Raw genomic sequence first — 22,737 nt, 5'->3', positions numbered from 1 at the left:
ATCAACAACACTAGCCCACCGGCGCTTTGTATTCGCCCCCGTGCGGATGCATTCAGGAGATTTCATGTCAGTATCTACCCCCACGCGCGACGATTTCGCAGCGCTTCTCGAAGAATCCTTTGCCTCTAACGATCTTGCCGAAGGCTATGTTGCCAAGGGTATCGTCACGGCAATCGAGAAGGACGTCGCCATCGTTGACGTCGGCCTCAAGGTCGAAGGTCGCGTTCCGCTCAAGGAATTCGGCGCAAAGTCCAAGGACGGCACGCTAAAGGTTGGCGACGAAGTTGAAGTGTACGTCGAGCGCATCGAAAACGCTCTCGGCGAAGCTGTTCTGTCGCGCGAAAAGGCTCGTCGTGAAGAAAGCTGGGTCAAGCTCGAAGCCAAGTTCGAAGCTGGCGAGCGCGTCGAAGGCGTTATCTTCAACCAGGTCAAGGGTGGTTTCACCGTCGATCTGGACGGCGCTGTTGCCTTCCTTCCGCGTTCGCAGGTCGACATCCGTCCGATCCGCGACGTGACCCCGCTGATGCACAACCCGCAGCCCTTCGAAATCCTCAAGATGGACAAGCGTCGCGGCAACATCGTCGTTTCGCGTCGTACGGTTCTCGAGGAGTCGCGTGCCGAGCAGCGTTCTGAAATCGTTCAGAACCTCGAAGAAGGCCAGGTTGTTGACGGCGTCGTCAAGAACATCACCGATTACGGTGCGTTCGTTGACCTCGGCGGCATCGACGGCCTGCTGCACGTCACCGACATGGCATGGCGCCGCGTCAACCATCCTTCGGAAATCCTCAACATTGGCCAGCAGGTCAAGGTTCAGATCATCCGTATCAACCAGGAAACCCACCGTATCTCGCTCGGCATGAAGCAGCTCGAGTCGGATCCGTGGGATGGCATCTCCGCCAAGTACCCGGTTGGCAAGAAGATCTCCGGTACGGTCACGAACATCACCGACTACGGTGCATTCGTTGAGCTGGAGCCGGGCATCGAAGGCCTGATCCACATTTCCGAAATGTCCTGGACCAAGAAGAACGTACACCCCGGCAAGATCCTGTCCACGAGCCAGGAAGTTGACGTTGTCGTTCTCGAAGTCGATCCGTCCAAGCGCCGCATCTCGCTCGGTCTCAAGCAGACGCTTGAAAACCCGTGGCAGGCATTCGCTTACAGCCATCCGGCTGGCACGGAAGTCGAAGGCGAAGTCAAGAACAAGACCGAATTCGGCCTGTTCATTGGCCTCGAAGGCGATGTCGACGGCATGGTTCACCTGTCGGACCTCGACTGGAACCGTCCGGGCGAGCAGGTCATCGAAGAGTACAACAAGGGCGACGTCGTTAAGGCTGTCGTTCTCGACGTTGACGTTGAGAAGGAACGCATCTCGCTCGGCATCAAGCAGCTCGGCAAGGACGCTGTCGGCGAAGCCGCTTCTTCCGGCGACCTGCGCAAGAACGCAGTCGTTTCCGCTGAAGTCACCGCGGTCAACGATGGCGGCATCGAAGTGAAGCTCGTCAACCACGAAGACCTCACCTCGTTCATCCGTCGCGCTGATCTCTCCCGTGACCGTGACGAGCAGCGCCCTGAGCGCTTCTCCGTTGGCCAGGTTGTCGACGCCCGCGTCGTCAACTTCTCGAAGAAGGACCGCAAGGTCATGCTTTCGATCAAGGCTCTGGAAATCGCTGAAGAGAAGGAAGCCGTCGCACAGTTCGGTTCCTCCGACTCGGGCGCTTCGCTCGGCGACATCCTCGGCGCGGCTCTGAAGAACCGCGGCGAATAATCGCCAAGATCGTTGAAATGAAGAACCCGCCTGAATTTCCGGCGGGTTTTTTATTGCTTGCAGCTCATCCTTATGGGGGCAGCGAGCCGCTTTTCAGAGCATGCCGCTCATCTTCAGGTAATAGTTTTCTGCACTGTCGTCGGACGTTGCTGGGGACCCGCTCACCTGCTCCCCGCTCGTGTCATTGGCGGCGATGCGTTCTTCCTTGTCTTCCTGATTATCGCGATCCTCAGCCCCAGCCTCGGCTTCCTCTTCCGCCTCTTCCTCTGAAAACGGTCCACCACCCCGCGGTGGCGTTTCCGATTCGTAGTCTTCATCCGCTGGCGGGTAGGCGACGAGCGGTAGTGGCGTGCCGTCTTTCGCAAGAGCCGCGGCGAGCAGGGATTGCGAGGCCGTTTGCTCCAGCATCGCCGTTCTCGCTTCCGGGTCGAGCGTCGCGCGCATCTGGGGTTCCGGTCGATTGGTCGCAGCGTCCGTCTCCTCGCCGACGGGATGAGTCGTAGGCGTTGCGAGGGCGGCTTTTTCCGTGGCCTGATCGTCAGACTGCTGTTGCGCAGCGCTTTGCGGCGCGGGCAGTGCCTGCTGCGGAACGGCTGCCTTGAGCGGAAGCCTGCCTGTTGCGGCCGCAAGCAACAGGGTGTTTATGGTCTCGGCATCGTCCGTTAGCGCACCGGATGGTGAGATGACGCCCGTGCGGGCTTCCTTCGAATCAGTCTTGGCTAATTCCCGATGCGCAACGGCAGGGCGCGTTTCACCATTGTCGATGCGGGGCAAGTTTGGCAGACGGTTGTCACCTGACATCTCCTTCGCCCCGCCGCCGGCTTGCGGGGGAAGCGGACGTGCGGCGTCGTTCGCTCGTCCATCCGGTTTGGCGAGAATGCTCGGCACCTCATCCGTGTCGGCCAATACGACTTGCTTTGTGGTGCGAAATTCGGGCGGCGTAGTCAGAGCCGCGACCGTTGCTTTCACCGCTGCGCCACTGAGGACGAGCGGGCCGATGAGCATGGGAAGAAGTTTGGTGGCGCCTGCGGCGTTCGCCGCCGGCGCTGTGGGGGCGGAAGATCGGCGGGGTTCGATAGTCTGATTTGGTGCTGTCTGTTGTCTCGGTTGGTTGGGCGGTGCAGCGGTCGTCCCAGAATGAGCCGCGTTGTTCTGCTGATAGAATGAAACCGCGGCCCTGGCCGCCAAATCCGCACCCTTGTATCGGGAAAGCTCTATCAGCAGCGCCAAACGAGCAGCATCCGGCCCCGTCGGCTGTTTGAGAATTTCGGCGAGCATTGTCAGGGTCAAACCCTGCAGCGCCTTGCCGACCTGTTGTTCCAATGCCAGGCGCTGCGATGCTGGCAAGGCGCGGAGCGCCTCCGTCAGTCGCGTCACATAGGTCTGGATAGCCTCGCCGTCCCGGCGTGGCAGGTTCATAAGCTTGCCCAACGCTTCTGCCAGAACAGCAGTGCTGCGGGAGAGCTGAAATTCGCCGGTGAGCGAGGCGACGGCGGCCCGGGCGAAGAGGCTGCCACTGGTTTCAGGGGCAGGGTCGCCCATCCGTGTCGGCACGATTTCTTTCACCGGCGTGCGCGTGGTCACCAAAACGGTGGTCCCATTGGCGGCGTCGGCTGCTGCGATTTTCGGTACAGGCGGTAACATGCTGCGCTCCGTTCCTATCGGTGACCGCCGCTGGCTGCGAGAGGCCAATCCCCATTGGCCTCGTGATCCGCATCTGGCTCGAATGGTGAGAAATCGCCGCGCCGGTGATGTACAGGTGTCATCTCGCCCGCTCATGCGGGAGCGCCGTATGCGTCCCTGCCCGCGTCAACGGTTCCAGCGCATACAGAATCATCTGGTTCAATCCTGGCTTGCAACCGTTAAGATTTGGCTAACCGGCCCCGCGCCGTAGACGCGCAGTCAGGGAGAGACGCCGATGAACATGCGATAGAGGCCGTTATCGTCGGAATTCACCGAGGAAATATGGTCCGCGTCGCTTGAAGGAGCTTCGTACGAAACCGGTGGCATGGCATCAAGCCAACTCGCCATGGGCAAGCTGCGCTCCGGCCGCCTCTGCAGCGTGGACATGGGTTGCTCCTCGTCGGCGGCAGCAGCAATAGTCGCGTCGTCGGGAACAAGCGGCGGGGCGGCCATGGATAGCAAGGCTTGCGCCACATTGTGCTCATCGTCGTAAAGGACCTCGCCGGGCAAGCCGGGAATATCGGTCATGTCTGAACTCACATCATGTTTCGCTCAAGGGAATGGTCCGAACGGCAGTCATGCCGCCTTTTTCTTCAGCAGTTCGTAAAGCCCATTGTCATCGATCGCGATCGGCAAAATGGCGGCGCGGGCGTCATTAACAACCGCCTGCGCTTTAAGCAGTTCTTCAGCATCATTTTCCACGTCAGCTGGACTTTCGGCCGCCGCTTTCGCCTTTGCCGGCTCATCTTGGTTTTCAGTTGGAGCGGTGTCTTCCTTCGATGTCGCCGCTAATACGGAGATGAGCGTCGTTTCAGGCAAGGTATCGCTCGGCTTCTGCTTGTTGCTGCCGTCTGCCTTTTTGTCCATGGAAGCATCGATGTGCTCCTTCACGACATCCTGAAGCTCCTGCACGTCCTCAAGCTTGCCCTGCGCATTGAGGGCCTTGATTTCCTCCTCGCGCTCGGCCTTGACTTCGGCATCGTTGATTTCGCCGATCTCTTCCTTGCCGCGTTCGGCTTGCAGCTTTTCCTTGGTCTTCGGATCGGCGACATCTTCAAGGCGCTGGATAATCTTCAACGTCTCCCGCGTCATGAATTGCGTGCCCTGCACCTGCTCGTTCAGAGCATTTTTCACCGCGCGCGCCTCGTCCCCATAGGGGTTCGCGATAGCAGCGATCATCTGTTTTGCCGAAATGCCGAGTTCCTTGAGCCCCGTGACCTCTTCGAGTTCGGTGTCGTTTTTCGGCAAGGTTGCACGCATGGACATGATGACCGTCGACATCTGCGCGCCGAAATTTTCCTCCTGACCCGTCAATCCCGCGCGCTTTGCGATGCGGGCGGCGAGAGCAGCCATGGCATCGGTCTTGGCAGTGATACCGTTGTTCAGCACCTCCACAACCTGCGCCTCCGAAACGCCGAAGGATTTCAGAGAAATCGTCGTGGCTTTTCCCTGCACGTCGGTTTTGCTGAAACTCGTCGTCAGGGTCAGGGCGTCCTGAAGCCGCCGCGCGAATGAGAAGCTTGATTCATCGGCTTCCTGCGTGACGCCAAGCGCGGAGGAAAAGCGGGAGACAAGGGATGCGAATGCGTTCGGGTCCTGTTTCATGAAACCGAACAGATAGGCACTGATCTTTTCGTTGGCGATACGATGGCTTTTGTCCGGCTGCGGCTGGGTCTTGACCGCATCATCCCTTTTGGTGCCGTTCGCCTTTTCCTGCTCTTCGCGCCTGCGGTCCTCTATGGCTTCCACCATCGAGCGCATCAGGTCGCTGACAGCAATACCCGCTGTCTGCTGTAGCGGAGTGATCATCCTTCACGGTTCCCGGCTGCCCAAAGTTGCAGCCGAGAATAGGCAGTTCTGGTAAATCAGAGCTTAAACACAGGCTGGGAACGCTCAACTATGGGCGAAAATATCCGTTTCGTCCCAACCGAGAAGATCAAGCTTGGAGCGGGTCGGCAGGAAGGCAAAACAGGCGTCGGCATGATCGATTCGGCCGTCACGGATGAGGCGCGCGGTCAGCTTGTCACGTAGTGCGTGCAGATAAAGCACGTCGGAGGCGGCATATTCGAGCTGTGCCGGCGACAGGGTTTCCGCCGCCCAGTCGGAGGATTGCTGGGCCTTGGAGATATCGACTTCCAGCATTTCCTTGAGGTTGTCCTTCAGCCCGTGCCGATCCGTATAGGTGCGGCAGAGACGTGACGCGATCTTGGTGCAGAAGACCGGCGTGGTCGTGACCCCGAACGTATGGAACAGAACGGCGATATCGAAACGGCCATAGTGAAAAATCTTCTGATGGGCGGGGTCAGCCAGCATTCGGACCAGGTTCGGGGCCTCCGTCTGGCCGGCAGCAATGCGGATGACGTCAGCCGTGCCGTCGCCCGGTGAAAGCTGGACGACGCAGAGACGGTCGCGGCGCGGCACCAGCCCCAGCGTTTCCGTATCGATGGCGATGGCACCGGTGTAACGGGCGGCATCTTCGGCGGAAATATCGCCCTCGTGGTAGCGGATGGTGGCTGCCATGTCTTGCTCCGAATTTTCCTGTCTGTCGAACCGGCTATAACGCAAAGGGCATCGGGGCGATACTGTTTATGGGCGGTTTCCGCCCTTCATCGGCTTGCCTTTGCGAAACAGCCCGGGTTAGGTTCAACACATTCCTTCCTTCAGATTGCATGAATTCCCCATGACAAAGAAAATCTATCTCGCTGGCCCGGAAGTTTTCCTCCCGAATGCGCGTGAGATGCTTGACCTCAAGGCCGCGCTCGCCCGGGAAGCCGGGTTTACGCCGCTCTCTCCAGGTGATTTGCAAATACCGCCGGCGGATAGCAGGATCGGCCACGGCTGCAATATCAACGAAGTGGACGAGCGGATGATGCTCGAGGCCGATGCGGTGATTGCCAATCTCACGCCCTTTCGCGGGATCGCCGCCGATACCGGCACAAGCTACGAGCTTGGTTTCATGTGCGCGCTGGGTAAGCCGGTTTTCGCTTACACCAATGTCGCCGCCAATCATTTCTCGCGTATCAAGGCGCATTACAACGATGTTGCCACGATGGATGAAATGGGGCGGTATCGCGGACCGGACGGGCTTTCCATCGAAAATTTCGACATGGTCGACAATCTCATGCTGCACGGCGGCATCCTGCGCCGGGGCGGGGTTGTCATTGTTGGCGATGCCGCAGAAGAGGCGCTGTATACGGATCTCGAAGCGTATAGACGCTGCCTTGCAGTGGCAGCCCAAAGATTGCTGACTGAAACCTATCCTGAAAAAACGAATGTGGAGGCATCATCATGAGCGGCACCATCCTTATAACCGGCGCGACATCCGGTTTTGGCCAGGCGACGGCCCGGCGTTTCGTCAAGGAAGGCTGGAAGGTCATTGGCACCGGCCGGCGGGCGGAAAGGCTGGAGGCCCTATCAGCAGAACTCGGGTCCGCATTCCATGGGGCAGCCTTTGACATTACCGATCAACCGGCGACCGAAGAGGCGTTGGCGGCTTTGCCGGAGGAATTCAAGGGCATCGACATTCTCGTCAACAATGCGGGTCTTGCTCTCGGCACCGCGCCCGCGCCGCAGGTGCCGCTGAAAGACTGGCAGACGATGGTCGACACCAACATCACCGGTCTGCTCAACATCACCCATCATCTTTTGCCAACGCTGATTGAGCGCAAGGGCATTGTCGTCAATCTTGCCTCGGTCGCCGCGCATTATCCGTATACGGGCGGCAATGTTTACGGCGGGACGAAGGCTTTCCTGCGCCAGTTTTCGCTGGGCCTGCGTTCTGACCTGCATGGAAAGGGCGTGCGCGTAACGTCGATTGAGCCCGGCATGTGTGAAACCGAATTCACGCTGGTGCGCACCGGTGGAAACCAGGAAGCGTCGGACAATCTCTACAAGGGCGTTAACCCGATTACGTCCGAGGATATCGCCAACACGATCTACTGGGTGGCTTCGCAGCCAAAACACATCAATATCAACAGCCTGGAGCTGATGCCAGTCAACCAGTCCTTTGCCGGTTTCCAGGTCTACCGCGAAAGCTGATGTCGCGCTGAACGATGTGTGCTGAAAAACAGAGCAAGATCCGGGGAGCTATGCAGATTTGCAATGCTGCATTGCGAGACTTGCTCTGTTAAAAATCGCAGGAACCGCTATATTCCAATCATCGAAGCGACGCACTCCTCCTCCCAGCGTCGCTCGATGTGGATCGGTGGTACTCCTCCTCCCAATCACCGATCAAGTTTGAAGCCTGCCGCACCTCCTCCCGCGGCAGGCTTTTTCGTTTTCTGGACTTCTCTTCGCAGAAATATTTTTGTGGCCGCTCCCCGTTGCCGGCTGACAATACCCTTGGATTTCCGGGGGTGCGCCAATTCAAGTCGTCAAGGCGACGGCAACCGAAATCGGGACGGCGTCGATCACATTTTCGTTATGTCTAGATAAATTTGCACAGTTTTCTCTTGCCGCTCTCCAGCGGCCCATTGCTTCGCTCCATGGCTCTGTTTAAGCATGAGCAAAAGAACGCTTGGGAGGTGGCTGGCACTTTGATGTCTGCGGCCCCAAAGCGACGGGGAGAGAATGGCAGACTTACAAGAGGCGCTGAAACGTTTTCAGCCGGTCGCGGTTTCATCGATCGCTGAAGATGAGTTCAGGCTGCGGCTGCGCGGCCTTCAGGCGCGGATGATCCGTGAAAATGTGAAGGCGGTCTGGCTCGATGCTTCGTCGTCGCTGACCTATTATACCGGTTTGTCGCTTGGTCTGTCCGAGCGTATTCATGGTGCTCTCATTCCTTCCAAGGGCGCGCCGCTTTATATCAGCCCGACCTTCGAAGAACCGAAGCTGCAGACGCTCATCCGCATTCCCGGTGACGTCGCCGTTTGGGAAGAAGATGAAAATCCCTTCGATCTGATGTCTGATCGCATCGACGCTTTGAGCTGTCCTGGTCATCGCGTTGCGATCGATCCTGCTACGCCCTTTGTGTTTGCATCGGCGCTCATGCAGCGGCTGGAAGGGCGGATCATCTCCGCCCAGCCGATGATCGTTGCGCAACGGCAGGTCAAGTCCGCATCCGAAATGGCCATCATCCAGACGGCAATGGACGCGAGCTACAGCGTGCAGAAGGCAGTGTTCGAAGGTCTTCGACCCGGAATATCGACGACCGAAGTCGCCGATTTTGTCAATGCCGCCCATATTGCGCTTGGCCTCAAGCCCCTTTTTGTGGCGGTGCAATTCGGTGAGGCGACGGCCTATCCGCACGGCGTTGCCCATGCACAGACGCTGAAGGCCGGCGACATGGTGCTCGTCGATCTCGGGGGTATTCTCCATGGATATCGCTCAGACATCACCCGCACTTACGTTTTCGGCACGCCGACCGATCGCCAGCGCTTCCTCTGGAACGCAGAGCGCGATGCTCATGCCGCAGCCTTTGCCGTTGCGCGCCCCGGCGTCGCCTGTCAGGACGTCGACAAGGCCGCGCGCGAAAGCCTGAAGGCGGCCGGTTTCGGTCCCGGTTATCAGGTTCCCGGCCTGCCGCACCGCACCGGCCATGGGCTGGGGCTGGATATTCACGAGGAACCCTATATCGTTGCTGGAAATGCGACGGTGCTGGAGCCGGGCATGTGTTTTTCCATTGAACCGATGCTGTGCGTCTATGGTGAATGCGGCGTCCGTCTCGAGGATATAGCTTATATGACGGAGGCAGGGCCGCGCTGGTTCTGCCCGCCGGAAACGAACCTCGACCGGCTGTTTCAGCCGGTTGCCGGGTAATTGGTCGGGAGGCAAAAGACCGAACGGTGACACGGAACCCATGTCGCTGCTGACCAGAAGAGGTAGGCCCCTGGAGGGGGCCGCAGGAACTCAGAAAAAGAGGGAAAGGACCATCAGATGAAAATGCTGACCCGCAGTTTGCTTATCGCTTCTGCACTTGCGATGACTTCCGCCATGCCAGCCATGGCGAAGACCTTCGTTTATTGCTCCGAGGCATCGCCGGAAGGCTTCGATCCGTCGCCTTATACCGCAGGCGGCACCTTCGATGCTTCCGCGCATCCGGTCTACAACCGTCTGACGGAGTTCAAGAAGGGCACGACCGAAGTAGAGCCCGGCCTTGCGGAAAAATGGGACGTTTCCAAGGATGGTCTCGAATACACTTTCCACCTGCGCAAGGGCGTCAAGTGGCACTCCAACGACAAGTTCACGCCGAGCCGCGAATTCAACGCTGACGACGTGATCTTCAGCTACAACCGCCAGGGCGACGCCAAGAACCCGTGGAACCAGTATATCGCAGGCATCACCTACGAATATTACAACTCCATGGAAATGCCGTCCCTGATCAAGGAAATCGTCAAGGTCGACGATTACACGGTCAAGTTCGTGCTGACCCGCCCGGAAGCGCCGTTCCTCGCCAATATCGCCATGCCTTTCGCTTCGATCGTGTCGAAGGAATATGCCGATACGCTTGAGAAGGCCGGCACCAAGGAAGACTTCAACAACCTGCCGATCGGCACGGGTCCGTTCAAGTTCGTCGCCTACCAGAAGGACGCGGTCATCCGCTATCAGAAGAACGCCGACTACTGGGGTGAAGCCCCGAAGATCGACGACCTGATCTTCGCGATCACGCCTGACGCCGCCGTTCGCCTGCAGAAGCTGAAGGCCGGCGAATGCCACCTGATGCCTTATCCGGCTCCGGCTGACCTCGCCACCATCCGCGCCGACAAGAACCTCAAGCTCGATGAACAGCCGGGCCTGAACGTCGCTTACTTCGCCTACAACACGACCGTTGCACCTTTCGACAAGCCGGAAGTGCGCAAGGCGCTGAACATGGCGATGAACAAGCAGGCGATCATCGACGCCGTGTTCCAGGGTGCAGGCCAGGTTGCCAAAAACCCGATCCCGCCGACCATGTGGTCCTATAACGACAGCATCAAGGACGATGCTTACGATCCGGAAGCAGCCAAGAAGGCTCTCGAAGCCGCTGGCGTCAAGGATCTGTCTATGAAGATCTGGGCAATGCCGGTTCAGCGTCCGTACATGCCTAATGCCCGTCGCACCGCCGAGCTGATCCAGTCGGATTTTGCGAAGGTCGGCGTCAAGGCTGAGATCGTCTCCTTCGAATGGGGTGAATATCTCAAGAAGTCCACCGAAACGAAGCGCGACGGCGCCGTCATCCTCGGCTGGACCGGCGACAACGGTGACCCGGACAACTTCCTCAGCGTTCTCCTTTCCTGCGCCGCAACAGGTGAAGGCGGTGCGAACCGTGCACAGTGGTGCAACAAGAAGTTCTCGGACCTGCTCGCCAAGGCAAAGCAGACCACCGACGTTGCAGAGCGCACCAAGCTTTATGAGCAGGCCCAGGTGATCTTCAAGGAACAGGCTCCGTGGGCGACGCTTGCGCACTCCACGCAGTTCGTTCCCATGTCCGCCAAGGTTTCCGGCTTCACCATGAGCCCGCTTGGCGACTTCACCTTCGAAAACGTCGACATCGCGGAGTAATCCCCGAACAACCGGACGCGCGGAAGAACCCTGTTCTTCCGCGCGTCTTTTCAGGAAAAAACCATGATCCGGTTCATTCTCGGCAAACTTCTCTATCTCGTTCCGACCTTCCTCGGGATTACCATCGTCGCCTTCGCCTTCGTGCGCGTCCTGCCGGGCGATCCCGTGCTGCTGATGGCGGGCGAGCGTGGTATTTCGCCCGAACGGCATGCGCAGCTTGCCGAACAGCTCGGCTTTGCACAGCCCGTGTGGCAACAATATCTCCATTTTCTCGGACGGCTGCTTCAGGGCGATCTCGGCAATTCGCTGGTCACCAAGAAGCCGGTTCTCACCGAGTTCCTGTCGCTCTTTCCCGCGACGGTCGAGCTCGGTCTCGTCGCCATCATCATCGCAACGCTCATCGGCGTGCCCGTTGGCGTCATCGCCGCCATCAGACGTGGTTCCTGGTTCGACCAGATTTCCATGACGACGGCTCTGGTTGGCTTTTCCATGCCGATCTTCTGGTGGGGCCTGCTGCTCATCATCATGTTCTCCGGTATCCTGCAATGGACGCCGGTTTCGGGCCGTATCTCGCTGATGTATTTCTTCCCCTCCGTCACCGGCTTCATGCTGATCGACAGCCTGATTTCGGGGCAGAAGGGCGCCTTCGCCTCAGCGTTTTCGCATCTTATCCTGCCCTCGGTGGTGCTTGCCACCATTCCGCTTGCCGTCATTGCGCGCCAGACGCGCTCGGCCATGCTTGAAGTTCTGGGTGAGGATTATGTGCGCACGGCTCGCGCAAAGGGCATGTCGCCTTCGCGCGTCGTTGGCATTCATGCGCTGCGCAACGCCATGATCCCTGTCATCACCACTATCGGTCTCCAGATCGGCGTGCTGATGGCGGGTGCCATTCTGACAGAAACCATCTTTTCCTGGCCGGGTATCGGCAAGTGGATGATCGATTCCATCTCGCGCCGCGACTATCCGGTCGTGCAGAGCGGCCTGCTGTTGATTGCGGGCCTGGTGATGATCGTTAACCTGCTCGTCGATTTGACCTACGGCCTCATCAATCCAAGGATCCGTCACAAATGAGCGATCTGACCACAGCTCCGGTCGTCAGGCTTTCTGACGCTGCCATCCGCCGCCGGATGATCGCCGATTTCTGGTTTTATTTCCGCCAGAACCGTGGTGCCGTCATCGGCCTTGCTGTCTTCATTCTGTTGGTGCTTGTCGCGGTGTTCGCGCCGCTCATCGCGCCGCATGATCCAACACAGCAATATCGCGACGCCCTGCTCGTGCCGCCGGTCTGGCAGGAAGGCGGCCGTGCCGGCTTCTTCTTCGGCACGGACGCCGTCGGGCGTGACATGTTGTCCCGGCTGATCTACGGGGCGCAATATTCGCTGTTCATCGGTATCGTTGTCGTCTCCATCGCGCTCGTCGGCGGCATCGTCATCGGTCTCATTGCCGGCTTTTTTGGTGGCTGGGTCGATTCCGTCATCATGCGCGTCATGGACGTCATCCTGGCGTTTCCGTCGTTGCTGTTGGCGCTGGTGCTGGTCGCGATCCTTGGGCCGGGCCTCACCAACGCGATGATCGCCATTGCCATCGTTTATCAGCCGCATTTTGCCCGTCTGACGCGCGCTGCCGTCATGAGCGAGCTTCGGCGTGAATATGTCACGGCCGCGCGCGTGGCCGGTGCCGGCAATCTGCGGCTGATGTTCAAGACCATCCTGCCGAACTGCCTTGCGCCGCTGATCGTGCAGGCAACGCTTTCGTTCTCGTCCGCCGTTCTCGACGCGGCCGCACTCGGCTTCCTCGGCATGGGCGCTCAGCCGCCTGCCTCCGAATGGGGTACGATGCTTGCCGAAGCGCGTGAGTTCATTCTGCGCGCCTGGTGGGTTGTCACCCTTCCGGGCCTGACGATCCTGATCTCGGTGCTTGCCATCAACCTGATGGGTGACGGGCTGCGCGATGCGCTCGATCCCAAACTGAAGCGGAGCTGAGAGATGAGCCTGCTGAAAATCAAGAACCTGACGGTTAAATTCGCCACCGCGACAGGCGCGTTCACCGCCGTCGATGGCATCGATGTCTCCGTCGACAAGCACGAAGTGCTGGCGATCGTCGGTGAATCCGGGTCGGGCAAATCGGTCTCGATGCTTGCCGTCATGGGGCTTCTGCCCGATACGGCGACGATTACGGCCGATGAAATGGTGTTTGACGGTATCAACCTGCTGGCCATGTCGCCGCAGGAGCGCCGCAAGTTGATCGGCCGCGAGATTACCATGATCTTTCAGGAGCCGGTCGCCTCGCTCAATCCGTCTTTCACGGTCGGTTTCCAGATCGAGGAAGTTCTGCGCCTCAATCTCGGCATGGGCGGCGCTGCCGCGCGCGCCCGGGCGCTGGAACTGTTCCGCGCCGTCGGTATTCCCGATCCCGAGACGAAGCTGAAGGCCTATCCGCATCAGATGTCGGGCGGCCAGTGCCAGCGCGTGATGATTGCGATTGCGATCGCCTCCAAGCCGCGCCTTCTGATCGCCGACGAGCCGACGACTGCGCTCGACGTGACCATCCAGAAGCAAATCCTCGACCTGTTGATGAAGCTGCAGGAAGAATACGGCATGGCGCTGATCCTCATCACCCATGATATGGGTGTCGTGGCGGAGACCGCCGATCGCGTCGTGGTGCAATATAAGGGTCGCAAGATGGAGGAGGCAGATGTCTTGAGCCTCTTCGAAGCCCCGCAGCATCCCTACACCAAGGCATTGCTTTCGGCCCTGCCGGAAAATGCCACCGGCGACCGTTTGCCCACTGTCTCCGATTTCTTTGGCAAGGAGGGCGTTCGATGAGTATCGTTGTCGAAGGCAAGGGGATCAGCCGCCATTACCACGTCCCCGGCGGCATTTTCGGCGGCGCAAAGACCGTTCAGGCGCTGAAGGGCATCGATTTTGCCGTCGAACGCGGAAAGACGCTCGCCATCGTCGGGGAATCCGGATCGGGCAAGTCGACGCTCGCCCGCATCATCGCGCTGATCGACCCGGCGTCCGGCGGTGAGCTCAAGATCGAGGGCAAGCCGGTCGATATCGCCAAGCGCCGTCCGGACACGCAGATGCGCTCCAAGGTGCAGATGGTGTTCCAGAACCCCTATGGCAGCCTCAATCCGCGCCAGAAGGTGGGTGACGTGCTGATGGAGCCGCTCATCATCAACACCAACATGCCGGCTGGCGAGCGTCGCGAGCGGGCCGAAGCCATGCTGGTGAAGGTCGGCCTTGGTCCTGAGCATTTCAATCGCTATCCGCACATGTTCTCGGGCGGGCAGCGCCAGCGCATCGCCATTGCGCGCGCGCTGATGCTGAACCCGGCGCTGTTGGTGTTGGACGAGCCGGTCTCGGCACTCGATCTTTCGGTGCAGGCACAGGTCTTGAATCTGCTGCGCGATCTGCAGGAAGAGTTCGAGCTGACCTATGTCTTCGTCAGCCACGATCTTTCCGTGGTCCGCTATATTGCTGACGACGTGCTGGTCATTTCCAAAGGCGAAGCTGTGGAGCAAGGCACGCGTGAGGAGCTTTTCGCCGATCCGAAGCATCCCTATACGCGGCAGCTTTTTGCCGCCACGCCCGTCACGGATGTGGAGGCAATCCGCGCCCGCGTTGAACGCCGCAAGGCGGCGCGACAGGGCGCAGCAGCTTAAGCAGACGAAAGCACTGATGACAGGCCGGGTTTCCCGGCCTGTTTCATTTTCAGGACTTTAAAAACTTTCCGATGGCGGCAAGTGCGCCGAGCTCTCTGATGTCACCGTAGGCCGCCTTCAGGCTCGAAACGAAGGCCTCGTTGTCAGGCAGATCATCAGCGAAGACGCGTTTGAAGGCCAGAAATCGGTCGACAACCTCATCCGGCGCCATTTTCAACTGATCCGGTGCATCCCACTCCATGAAGGCGGGATCGAGAATCGTGACCGGCTCTCCCTTTTCGTTTCTCCCCGCACAGGACCTGATCCACAGGGCGACGGCGAGAATGATGGCGCGGCTTTCGGCGTTCTTCTCGAGCAATTCGCGCAAGGGTGCAAGAATGCGTAGCGGCACTTTCTGCGAGGCATCGGAGGCGATCTGCATCGTCTTGTGTTCTAGCGACGGATTGGCGAAACGCTCCCGCAGCCCGGCCGCGAATTCCACACCATTGACGGCAGGGGCGAGCGTCCGGCCGACTTCTCGCCAGTAGGCATCGATGAAATCGCGCACGGTCTTTTCAGCCCAGGCGTCGGCCACGGTCGCGAGGCCGGTAATCTGGCCGATAGCGGCGATGGCGCTGTGGGAGCCGTTCAGCATCCTCAGCTTCATATGCTCGTAAGGTTCGACATCATCGACGAATTCCACGCCTGATTTCTCAAGCGCCGGCCTGCCATGCGGAAAGTGGTCTTCGATGACGAAACGGAAATAGGGTTCGGCAACGACCGGCCACGCATCACGCAGGCCGAGTGCGGCAGAAATCGCATGCCGGTCCGCATCAGTGGTGGCGGGAACGATACGGTCGACCATCGAGCAGGGGCAGGCAATATTGTCTTCGATGAAGGATGCCAGTTCCTCATCCGCAAGGCGCGCGAATTCGAGCAGCAGCTTGCGCAGCATGTGTCCGTTAGCGGGCAGGTTGTCGCAGGACAGCAGCGTCAGGGGCAGGGAACCCTCTGCACGTCTGCGTCGGGTCGCTGTAAGGATGAAACCGAAGATCGAGCGCGGCCGCTTCGGATTTTCGAGATCGTGGACGATATCTGGATGGTCGCTCAGCAGGCTGCGGGAGGCGAGGTTCGTCAGGTATCCCTTCTCCGTCACGGTCAGGGTAACGATGAGGACGCTCGGGTCGACCATCCGCTCTACCAAGCGCTGCGGGTTTTCCGGGACGACGACGGTTTCAACAATCGAGCCGATGATGCGCAGGCGCTCGCTTTTGCCGTCGCGAAGGCAGAAGGTGTAGAGATTATCCTGCGGTTCGATGGCGTCGCGGGTGTCCGGGCTGCGCAGCGATGCGGCGATGATGCCCCATCCTGTTTCGCCGCGATTGAGGCAATCGTCGAAGAAAACCGCCTGATGCGCCCGGTGAAAAGCGCCGACGCCGAGGTGCACGATGCCGGGCGTGATCGTCTCCCGGTCATAGGTAGGCGTTGCGACCGTCGGTGGCAGAATGGCGAGGGTTGCGACGCAAAGCCGGTCTGGCATGGAGGGAAATCTCCGTCTGGAAGGATAGGGATTCGGTTGGCAGCGTGGGCCTCAAGATTGACGCCGTTTCGGTGTTCTCGTCCATCCCATCTGGCGCTCGCTCTTTCAGGCGCTGGCCTCTTTGAGGAGCCGAACCTGACGCAGCGTGTTCTGGCGGCTGCGCTCCAGATGCCGCCATAGCGCATCGATGATCTGGGCCTTACTGCCGGCGGCAATGGCATCGGCAATATTCTGGTGCTCCTCGACCGAGCGGGCGTAATCACCGAGGATCGAGACGAAGACCGTGTGGGTCTGGTCGAGAATGCGCTCATGCGAGTCGGAAATGACGGGAATGCGCGCCGCCGACACAAGGATCGTGTGGAAGCTGCGGTCATAAAAAAGCGCTTTCGACAATTCGTCCAGCGTCGAGCCCTTGGCGAACTCGCGATGTTTCGCAAGGCTTTCCAGCAGTGTCGCGTGCAGCGCTCCGTCCAATTGGCCGGCATCGAAGGCCACGTCCACCGCACCTTTTTCGAGCAGCATTCTGGCGGCGTAAAGTTCCTCAACGTCCTCCACGGTGAAATCGCGCACCACCATGCCGCGGCGGGAGGAATTGACCACCAGGCCATCGGCCTCGAGTTTCAGGCAGGCTTCCTTGACCGGCGTGGGGCTGATGCCGAGATCGGCGGCAAGCTCATTGGGCAGCAGCCGTTCCCCGCCGCGCAATCTGCCGCTGACGATGCGCGCGCGCAGTTCCTGATGCGCCTGTTCGGCGAGCGTGACTTTGACCAGCGAGTTCATGGCGGCATCATTGCCCAGCTTCTAAGGGCTGGCAATGGCTGAATATTAAAAATAAAAAATTTTTTATTTTACAAATGCCGTTTTTCCTTTAGCTCTACCCATCGTCGGAAGCCGGGTGCTGGAGGAGGGCGGTCTGGCGAATTCCCGAAAGCCACTTCGCGGCCATGGTCGCGAGGACGCGGCGTCTATTCCTCCCCGCAAGCAATCAGCAATCGAGGAATCACCGATCATGAAAATCACCACCGTCGAACCCTTCATTCTACACCTGCCGCTGACCTCGGACTCCATTTCGGATTCCACCCACAGCATCACCCATTGGGGCGTCGTCGGCGCGAAGATCATCACCAGCGAGGGCCTTGAGGGCTATGGTTTCACCGGCACCCATGCGCATCTGGCGTCGGACAGGTTGATTACATCCTGTATTAGTGATTGTTATGCACCATTGCTCGTCGGCGAGGACGCGTCGGAGCATTCACGGCTCTGGATGAAACTCGCCCGTTATCCCTCGCTCCAATGGGTCGGCAGGGCCGGCATCACGCATCTGGCGTTAGCCGCGATCGATGTGGCTCTCTGGGACCTGAAGGCGAAAAAGGCGGGTGTGCCGCTGTGGCACTATCTCGGCGGTGCACGCACGCCGGCGGTGGAAGCTTACAATACCGATATCGGCTGGCTTTCCTTCTCGTTGGACGATTTGCTCGCAGGCAGCACAAGGGCGGTGGAGGAAGACGGTTTTACCCGATTGAAGATCAAGGTCGGGCATGACGATCCGAATATCGACATCGCCCGGCTTGCCGCCGTCCGCAAACGCGTGGGCTCATCCATCCGCATCGCCATCGACGGCAACGGCAAATGGGATCTGCCCACATGCCAGCGCTTCTGTGCGGCAGCGAGGGATCTGGACATCTACTGGTTCGAGGAACCGCTGTGGTACGACGATGTGACGAGCCATGCCCGGCTGGCGCGCAATACCACTATCCCGATTGCGCTCGGCGAGCAGCTCTATACGTCGGATGCGTTCCGTTCGTTCATCGATGCAGGCGCGGTCGCCTACGTCCAGCCTGACGTGACGCGGCTTGGCGGCATCACCGAATATATCCAGGTCGCGGATCTGGCACTCGCCCATCGCCTGCCTGTCGTGCCGCATGCTGGCGAGATGAGCCAGGTGCATGTGCATCTGAGCTACTGGCACCCGGCTTCGACCATTCTCGAATATATACCCTGGATCAAGGATCATTTTGAGGAGCCGATCCAGGTGCGTGATGGTGTTTACAAACGGCCCGAGCAGCCGGGGGCGAGCACCACGCCGCTGACGGAAAGCTTCGCGCGTTATGGCAAGGCGGTGAAATGAACAGCGGTACACAGCCCGGATTTTAATGGAGGTAAGTCCGTCCTCCGTCATGCCGGACTAGCTCCGGCATCCAGCCACGGCGCGTCTGCGCCGTGAAAAGAGTCTTTCGCGATCAAAGACTTGATCGCGCTGGACCCCGGATCTAGTCCGGGGTGACGGAGTGTGGATGGTGCAATTTTTCCAAATTTAGCGCCAACCGAGAGCCGGCGCCACCTGCTTCAGGATGGTCTCGATCACATGGGCGTTGTAATCGACGCCCAGCTGGTTCGGCACGGTCAGCAACAGCGTGTCGGCCTCGGCGATGGCTTCGTCGGCCCTCAGCTGTTCGATCAGCTTTTCCGGTTCGGCGGCATAGCTGCGTCCGAAGATCGCGCGCGTTTTGTCGTCGATATAGCCGATCTTGTCGTCGCCTTCGTTACCGTAACCGAAATAGGCGCGGTCGCGATCATTGACGAGGCCGAAAATGCTGCGGCTGACGGAGACGCGCGGCTCGCGGGCATGTCCGGCCTCCTTCCAGGCTTCCCGGAAGGTGCGGATCTGTTGCGCCTGCTGGACGTGGAAAGGCTCACCCGTTTCGTCCGTCTTGAGCGTGGAACTTTGCAGGTTCATGCCAAGCTTTGCCGCCCACACCGCCGTTGCATTGGAGCTCGAACCCCACCAGATGCGCTCACGCAAACCTTCCGAATGCGGCTCCAGCCGCAGAAGGCCGGGCGGGTTGGGGAACATCGGCCGCGGGTTCGGCTCGGCAAAGCCTTCGCCCTTCAAAAGCTCGAGGAAGACCTCGGTGTGCTGACGCGCCATATCTTCTTCGCTCTGGCCCTCAGCCGGTCGGTAACCGAAATAACGCCACCCATCGATGACCTGTTCAGGCGAGCCGCGGCTGATGCCGAGCTGCAGGCGTCCACCGGCGATGAGGTCGGCCGAACCGGCATCCTCCACCATGTAGAACGGGTTTTCGTAGCGCATATCGATGACGCCGGTGCCGATCTCGATCTTCTTCGTGCGGGCGCCGACGGCGGCCAGTAGCGGGAAGGGCGAGGCCAGCTGACGGGCGAAATGGTGCACACGGAAATAGGCGCCGTCAGCCCCCAGTTCCTCCGCAGCCACGGCGAGGTCTATCGATTGCAGCAGCGTATCGGCTGCCGAGCGGGTCTGCGACTGGGTGGAGGGCGTCCAGTGGCCGAAGGATAGGAATCCGATCTTTTTCATAGTGATCTTCCAGATGTCGGAGGATGCCGGCTCTGCAAGCCAGCTCTGTTGTTGTCCCTCATATAGGCAATGGGGCAGTTCCTCCAACCTGCCGGGCGTAGACAGGGTGTCGCCAAAATGTGAACGATCGCGATTTCAGACCATGATGCCGCGGTTGAGAATAAAGAGCTTTTCGTGGGCGCGCGCGGTGGTGAGGATGAAATCCATCAGGGAGCGCACCCGTGGCACGTTGGCAAAGTCCTGATGGCTGGTAAGCCAGTAACCTCGCCGCAGCTCGACCTCACCCGGAAGCACCATCTGTAAATCCGGAAAGCGCGCGGCGATGAAATTCGGCAGGATGCAGAGCCCTCGCCCTCCGAGCGTGGCGGTTAGCTGTGCGAAGATGCTCGAAGACTGGAAATTTGGCCGCAGGCCTGGAAGCACGTCGCGCATGTAATCGAGGCCGGGCGAAAAGATCAGATCCTGCACATAGCCGATGAAGAAGTGGTCGAGCAGGTCTTCCCGCTTCGTGATTTTCGGCTGTCCGGCGAGATAGGACCGTGAGGCGTAAATATGCAGCGTGTAATCGATGATCTGTTCATTGATATAGGGACCGGCCTTCGGCGGATCGAGCGTGACAGCCACATCCGCCTCCTTACGGGAAAGCGCCATGATCTGCTGGATCGTCACCATTTCCACCATGATGTGGGGATGGGTGGCGGCGAAGTCCTTCAGCCTTTCAACGAAGAAAAAATTGGAAAAACCTTCAGGGGCGCTCAGGCGCACAACGCCACGCAGCAGGCTGCCGCTTTCGGAAATATCCGATTGCAGCCGTTCAGCCTCAGCCTCTATGCGCTCGACGGTATCCACCAGTCGACGACCCACCGTTGTCAGTTCGTAACCGCGCGGGTTTCGCTCGAAGAGCTTGGTTTTAAGCGAAAATTCCAGCCGGTCGATATGGCGGGAGACGGTGGCGTGGCTGGTGCGCAGGCTTCTGGCGGCGGATGAGAGTTGTCCGGTGCGGGCCACGGCCAGGAAATATTGCAGGTCGTCCCAGGTGAACGGCGTGGCCATATTTGTCTCCCATCAAGAATTCTGTTCAAAAATGAACAGTTCCTGTTCGCAATTTGATGATGACTTGCTCTTGTGTCAATGGACGAATTCGAGAAGTCTACGCTCAGGATGCACCGCTTTGAGGAGGGCGGTGCGGCCATTCATGTGCAGGGTTTCGGTTCACCGCTGCACAGACAATCTGAGGCTCGCAATCTCTCTGGGAGGAGAAGTCATGCGCAAGAGTATCGTTTTATCCACGGCCATGGCACTGGCCGCTGGCACCGCTGCCTATGCTGCCGAGATTTCGGACGGCAAGGTGAAGATCGGCATCCTGAACGATCAGTCGGGTGTTTACGCCAACTTCGGCGGGAAATACTCCTATGAAGCCGCGAAGATGGCGGTCGAGGATTTTGGCGGCAAGGTGCTCGGTGCGCCGGTGGAAGTGGTGACCGCCGACCATCAGAACAAGGCTGACGTTGCCTCCAATATTGCCCGGCAGTGGTACGACACCGAGCAGGTCGATTCCATCATGGAACTGACCTCGTCATCGGTTGGCCTTGCCGTGCAGGCGCTTTCCAAAGACAAGAAGAAGATCACCGTCAACACCGGTGCTGCCACCACCGAGCTGACCGGCAAGCAGTGCAGCCCTTATGGTTTTCATTGGGCCTATGACACCTATTCGCTGGCTGTCGGCACCGGTGGCGCACTCGTCAAACAGGGCGGCGACAGCTGGTTCTTCCTGACAGCCGACTATGCCTTTGGCTATTCGCTGGAAGAAAACACGTCCAATTTCGTCAAGGCCAATGGCGGCAAGGTGCTGGGCTCCGTGCGCCATCCGCTGGCGACGACCGACTACTCGTCCTTCCTGCTGCAGGCGCAGTCCTCGGGCGCGAAGGTTATCGGTCTTGCCAATGCCGGTCTCGACACCTCCAACGCCATCAAGCAGGCGGCGGAATTCGGTATCGTTGCCGGCGGCCAGCGCCTTGCAGCGCTTCTCTTCACGCTAGCCGAAGTCCATGGCCTCGGCCTTGAGGCAGCTCAAGGATTGACGCTGACGGAAGGTTTTTATTGGGACCGCGACGATGAATCGCGGAAGTTTGGTGAGCGCTTCAAGGAGCGCACCGGCGCCATGCCGAACATGGTTCACACCGGCACCTATTCCGCTGTCTTGCATTATCTGAAGGCGATCGAAAAGGCCGGCACCGACGATGCCGACGCCGTCGCGAAAGCCATGAAGGAAATGCCCGTCAACGACGTCTTCGCCAAGGACGGCCATGTGGCCGCCAATGGTCGCATGATCCACGACATGTACCTCATGGAAGTGAAGAAGCCTGACGAAAGCAAGCAGCCCTGGGATTATTACAAGGTTCTCGCCACCATCCCCGGCAAGGAAGCCTTCATGGACCCCGCAAAGAGCGGTTGCCCGCTGGTGACGCAATAAAAGACTGATGCAATAAAGGGGAAAGTCATGACGATCGCTCCCGCCCCCGCCGGGCAGGCAGAACCTCGCGTCGTTCTTTCGGCGCGTGGTCTCACTAAAACCTTCGGCGCATTCGCAGCCGTGAAAAACGTCGATCTCGACGTGCATCACGCCCGCGTCCATGCGCTGATCGGCCCCAACGGCGCCGGCAAGACAACGGTCTTCAACCTGTTGACCAAGTTTCTCCAGCCGACAGGCGGGGCGATCACCTTTATGGGAACGGATATAACAAAGACGCCACCGGACAAGGTGGCGCGTCTAGGCCTTGTGCGCTCTTTCCAGATATCGGCGGTGTTTCCGCATTTGACGGTTCTGGAAAATGTCCGGGTTGCGTTGCAGCGGCCCAATGGCCTTGCAACGCAGTTCTGGCTACCGCTGTCGTCGCTCGACAGGCTGAATGCCCGCGCCGAGGAGCTGATCGCAACGGTTGGCCTGACAAGGGAAAAACATACGCTTGCGGCCGATCTTTCTTACGGTCGCAAGCGGGTTCTCGAAATCGCTACCACGCTGGCGCTCGATCCAAAGGTTCTGCTGCTGGACGAGCCGATGGCCGGCATGGGCGGAGAAGATGTCTCGCATGTGGCCGAGCTTATTCGTGAGGTGGCAAAGACCCGCGCGGTGCTGATGGTCGAACACAATCTGAAGGTCGTGGCCGATATCTGCCATCAGGTCACGGTGTTGCAGCGCGGCGAAATTCTGGCGGAGGGCGATTATGCCACGGTTTCCGCCGATCCGCATGTGCGCACGGCCTATATGGGCACGGAGGAGGCTTGAT

20 protein-coding genes are annotated in these 22,737 nt (G+C 59.4%); 12 read left to right on the top strand and 8 right to left on the bottom strand.

All coding sequences use genetic code 11. The features are described from left to right. The first annotated feature begins 64 nt into the window (after positions 1 to 64). Positions 65 to 1,765 carry a 30S ribosomal protein S1 gene (gene rpsA / locus FS804_RS19195; RefSeq protein WP_063947182.1) on the top strand — a complete coding sequence of 567 codons (1,701 nt, stop codon included), beginning with the start codon at positions 65 to 67 and terminating at the stop codon, positions 1,763 to 1,765. A 93-nt stretch (positions 1,766 to 1,858) separates the two neighbouring features. On the opposite strand, the gene FS804_RS19190 is transcribed toward rpsA, so the two are convergent. The 4 genes from FS804_RS19190 to FS804_RS19175 form a co-directional block, all read right to left on the bottom strand. Next, positions 1,859 to 3,409 carry a hypothetical protein gene (locus tag FS804_RS19190; protein WP_144578512.1) on the bottom strand — a complete coding sequence of 517 codons (1,551 nt, stop codon included), beginning with the start codon at positions 3,407 to 3,409 and terminating at the stop codon, positions 1,859 to 1,861. A 258-nt stretch (positions 3,410 to 3,667) separates the two neighbouring features. Further along, positions 3,668 to 3,976, bottom strand: coding sequence for a hypothetical protein (locus tag FS804_RS19185; protein WP_144578511.1), 309 nt, complete (start codon positions 3,974 to 3,976; stop codon positions 3,668 to 3,670). Between the two features lie 48 nt (positions 3,977 to 4,024). Further along, positions 4,025 to 5,257 carry a hypothetical protein gene (locus tag FS804_RS19180; RefSeq protein WP_144578510.1) on the bottom strand — a complete coding sequence of 411 codons (1,233 nt, stop codon included), beginning with the start codon at positions 5,255 to 5,257 and terminating at the stop codon, positions 4,025 to 4,027. An 84-nt stretch (positions 5,258 to 5,341) separates the two neighbouring features. Beyond that, complete coding sequence (locus tag FS804_RS19175) at positions 5,342 to 5,968, bottom strand: ribonuclease D (RefSeq protein WP_063947186.1); 627 nt, start codon at positions 5,966 to 5,968, stop codon at positions 5,342 to 5,344. Positions 5,969 to 6,128: 160 nt separating this feature from the next. Here FS804_RS19175 and FS804_RS19170 point away from each other — a divergent pair, with 160 nt between their 5' ends. The 8 genes from FS804_RS19170 to FS804_RS19130 all read left to right on the top strand — a co-directional run bounded on the left by FS804_RS19170 (position 6,129) and on the right by FS804_RS19130 (position 14,594). Next, positions 6,129 to 6,740: a nucleoside 2-deoxyribosyltransferase gene (locus tag FS804_RS19170; protein WP_144578509.1), complete on the top strand. Its 612-nt coding sequence runs from the start codon at positions 6,129 to 6,131 to the stop codon at positions 6,738 to 6,740. Then, a complete protein-coding gene (locus FS804_RS19165; protein ID WP_063947188.1) occupies positions 6,737 to 7,486 on the top strand; it encodes an SDR family oxidoreductase in 750 nt (249 codons plus the stop codon). The genes FS804_RS19170 and FS804_RS19165 overlap by 4 nt, the downstream gene beginning before the upstream one ends. Positions 7,487 to 8,017: 531 nt before the next feature. Further along, entirely contained in the window at positions 8,018 to 9,205 is a 1,188-nt protein-coding gene (locus tag FS804_RS19155; RefSeq protein ID WP_144578508.1) for a Xaa-Pro peptidase family protein, read from the top strand. A gap of 117 nt (positions 9,206 to 9,322) precedes the next feature. After that, a complete protein-coding gene (locus FS804_RS19150) occupies positions 9,323 to 10,927 on the top strand; it encodes an ABC transporter substrate-binding protein (RefSeq protein WP_144578507.1) in 1,605 nt (534 codons plus the stop codon). A 63-nt stretch (positions 10,928 to 10,990) separates the two neighbouring features. Continuing rightward, entirely contained in the window at positions 10,991 to 11,998 is a 1,008-nt protein-coding gene (locus tag FS804_RS19145) for an ABC transporter permease subunit (protein WP_004437854.1), read from the top strand. Then, positions 11,995 to 12,909: an ABC transporter permease subunit gene (locus FS804_RS19140; RefSeq protein ID WP_144578506.1), complete on the top strand. Its 915-nt coding sequence runs from the start codon at positions 11,995 to 11,997 to the stop codon at positions 12,907 to 12,909. The genes FS804_RS19145 and FS804_RS19140 overlap by 4 nt, the downstream gene beginning before the upstream one ends. Positions 12,910 to 12,912: 3 nt before the next feature. Beyond that, positions 12,913 to 13,752, top strand: coding sequence for an ABC transporter ATP-binding protein (locus FS804_RS19135; RefSeq protein WP_063947193.1), 840 nt, complete (start codon positions 12,913 to 12,915; stop codon positions 13,750 to 13,752). Continuing rightward, a complete protein-coding gene (locus FS804_RS19130) occupies positions 13,749 to 14,594 on the top strand; it encodes an ATP-binding cassette domain-containing protein (RefSeq protein WP_144578505.1) in 846 nt (281 codons plus the stop codon). Before FS804_RS19135 ends, FS804_RS19130 begins: the two co-directional genes overlap by 4 nt. Positions 14,595 to 14,643: 49 nt before the next feature. Here the strand turns inward: FS804_RS19130 and FS804_RS19125 are convergent, their stop codons facing one another. Continuing rightward, positions 14,644 to 16,113, bottom strand: a complete 1,470-nt coding sequence (locus FS804_RS19125) for a mannitol dehydrogenase family protein (RefSeq protein WP_144578504.1) — start codon at positions 16,111 to 16,113, stop codon at positions 14,644 to 14,646. Between the two features lie 105 nt (positions 16,114 to 16,218). Further along, positions 16,219 to 16,893, bottom strand: a complete 675-nt coding sequence (locus FS804_RS19120) for a GntR family transcriptional regulator (protein ID WP_144578503.1) — start codon at positions 16,891 to 16,893, stop codon at positions 16,219 to 16,221. Between the two features lie 229 nt (positions 16,894 to 17,122). Here FS804_RS19120 and FS804_RS19115 point away from each other — a divergent pair, with 229 nt between their 5' ends. Next, positions 17,123 to 18,241, top strand: a complete 1,119-nt coding sequence (locus FS804_RS19115) for a mandelate racemase/muconate lactonizing enzyme family protein (protein ID WP_144578502.1) — start codon at positions 17,123 to 17,125, stop codon at positions 18,239 to 18,241. A 186-nt stretch (positions 18,242 to 18,427) separates the two neighbouring features. On the opposite strand, the gene FS804_RS19110 is transcribed toward FS804_RS19115, so the two are convergent. Together FS804_RS19110 and FS804_RS19105 are read right to left on the bottom strand one after the other, a co-directional pair. Beyond that, entirely contained in the window at positions 18,428 to 19,450 is a 1,023-nt protein-coding gene (locus FS804_RS19110) for an LLM class flavin-dependent oxidoreductase (RefSeq protein WP_144578501.1), read from the bottom strand. A 135-nt stretch (positions 19,451 to 19,585) separates the two neighbouring features. Continuing rightward, positions 19,586 to 20,503: a LysR family transcriptional regulator gene (locus FS804_RS19105; RefSeq protein WP_063947199.1), complete on the bottom strand. Its 918-nt coding sequence runs from the start codon at positions 20,501 to 20,503 to the stop codon at positions 19,586 to 19,588. A gap of 211 nt (positions 20,504 to 20,714) precedes the next feature. On the opposite strand from FS804_RS19105, the gene FS804_RS19100 reads away from it, so the two are divergent. After that, positions 20,715 to 21,923, top strand: a complete 1,209-nt coding sequence (locus FS804_RS19100) for an ABC transporter substrate-binding protein (protein ID WP_006698064.1) — start codon at positions 20,715 to 20,717, stop codon at positions 21,921 to 21,923. 27 nt (positions 21,924 to 21,950) lie between these two features. After that, a complete protein-coding gene (locus FS804_RS19095; RefSeq protein WP_144578500.1) occupies positions 21,951 to 22,736 on the top strand; it encodes an ABC transporter ATP-binding protein in 786 nt (261 codons plus the stop codon). Position 22,737 lies beyond the last annotated feature (1 nt).

Source organism: Agrobacterium sp. DE0009 (assembly GCF_007680755.1).
GTDB lineage: Bacteria > Pseudomonadota > Alphaproteobacteria > Rhizobiales > Rhizobiaceae > Agrobacterium > Agrobacterium tumefaciens_B.
This window is presented reverse-complemented; position numbering and strand designations above follow the sequence as displayed.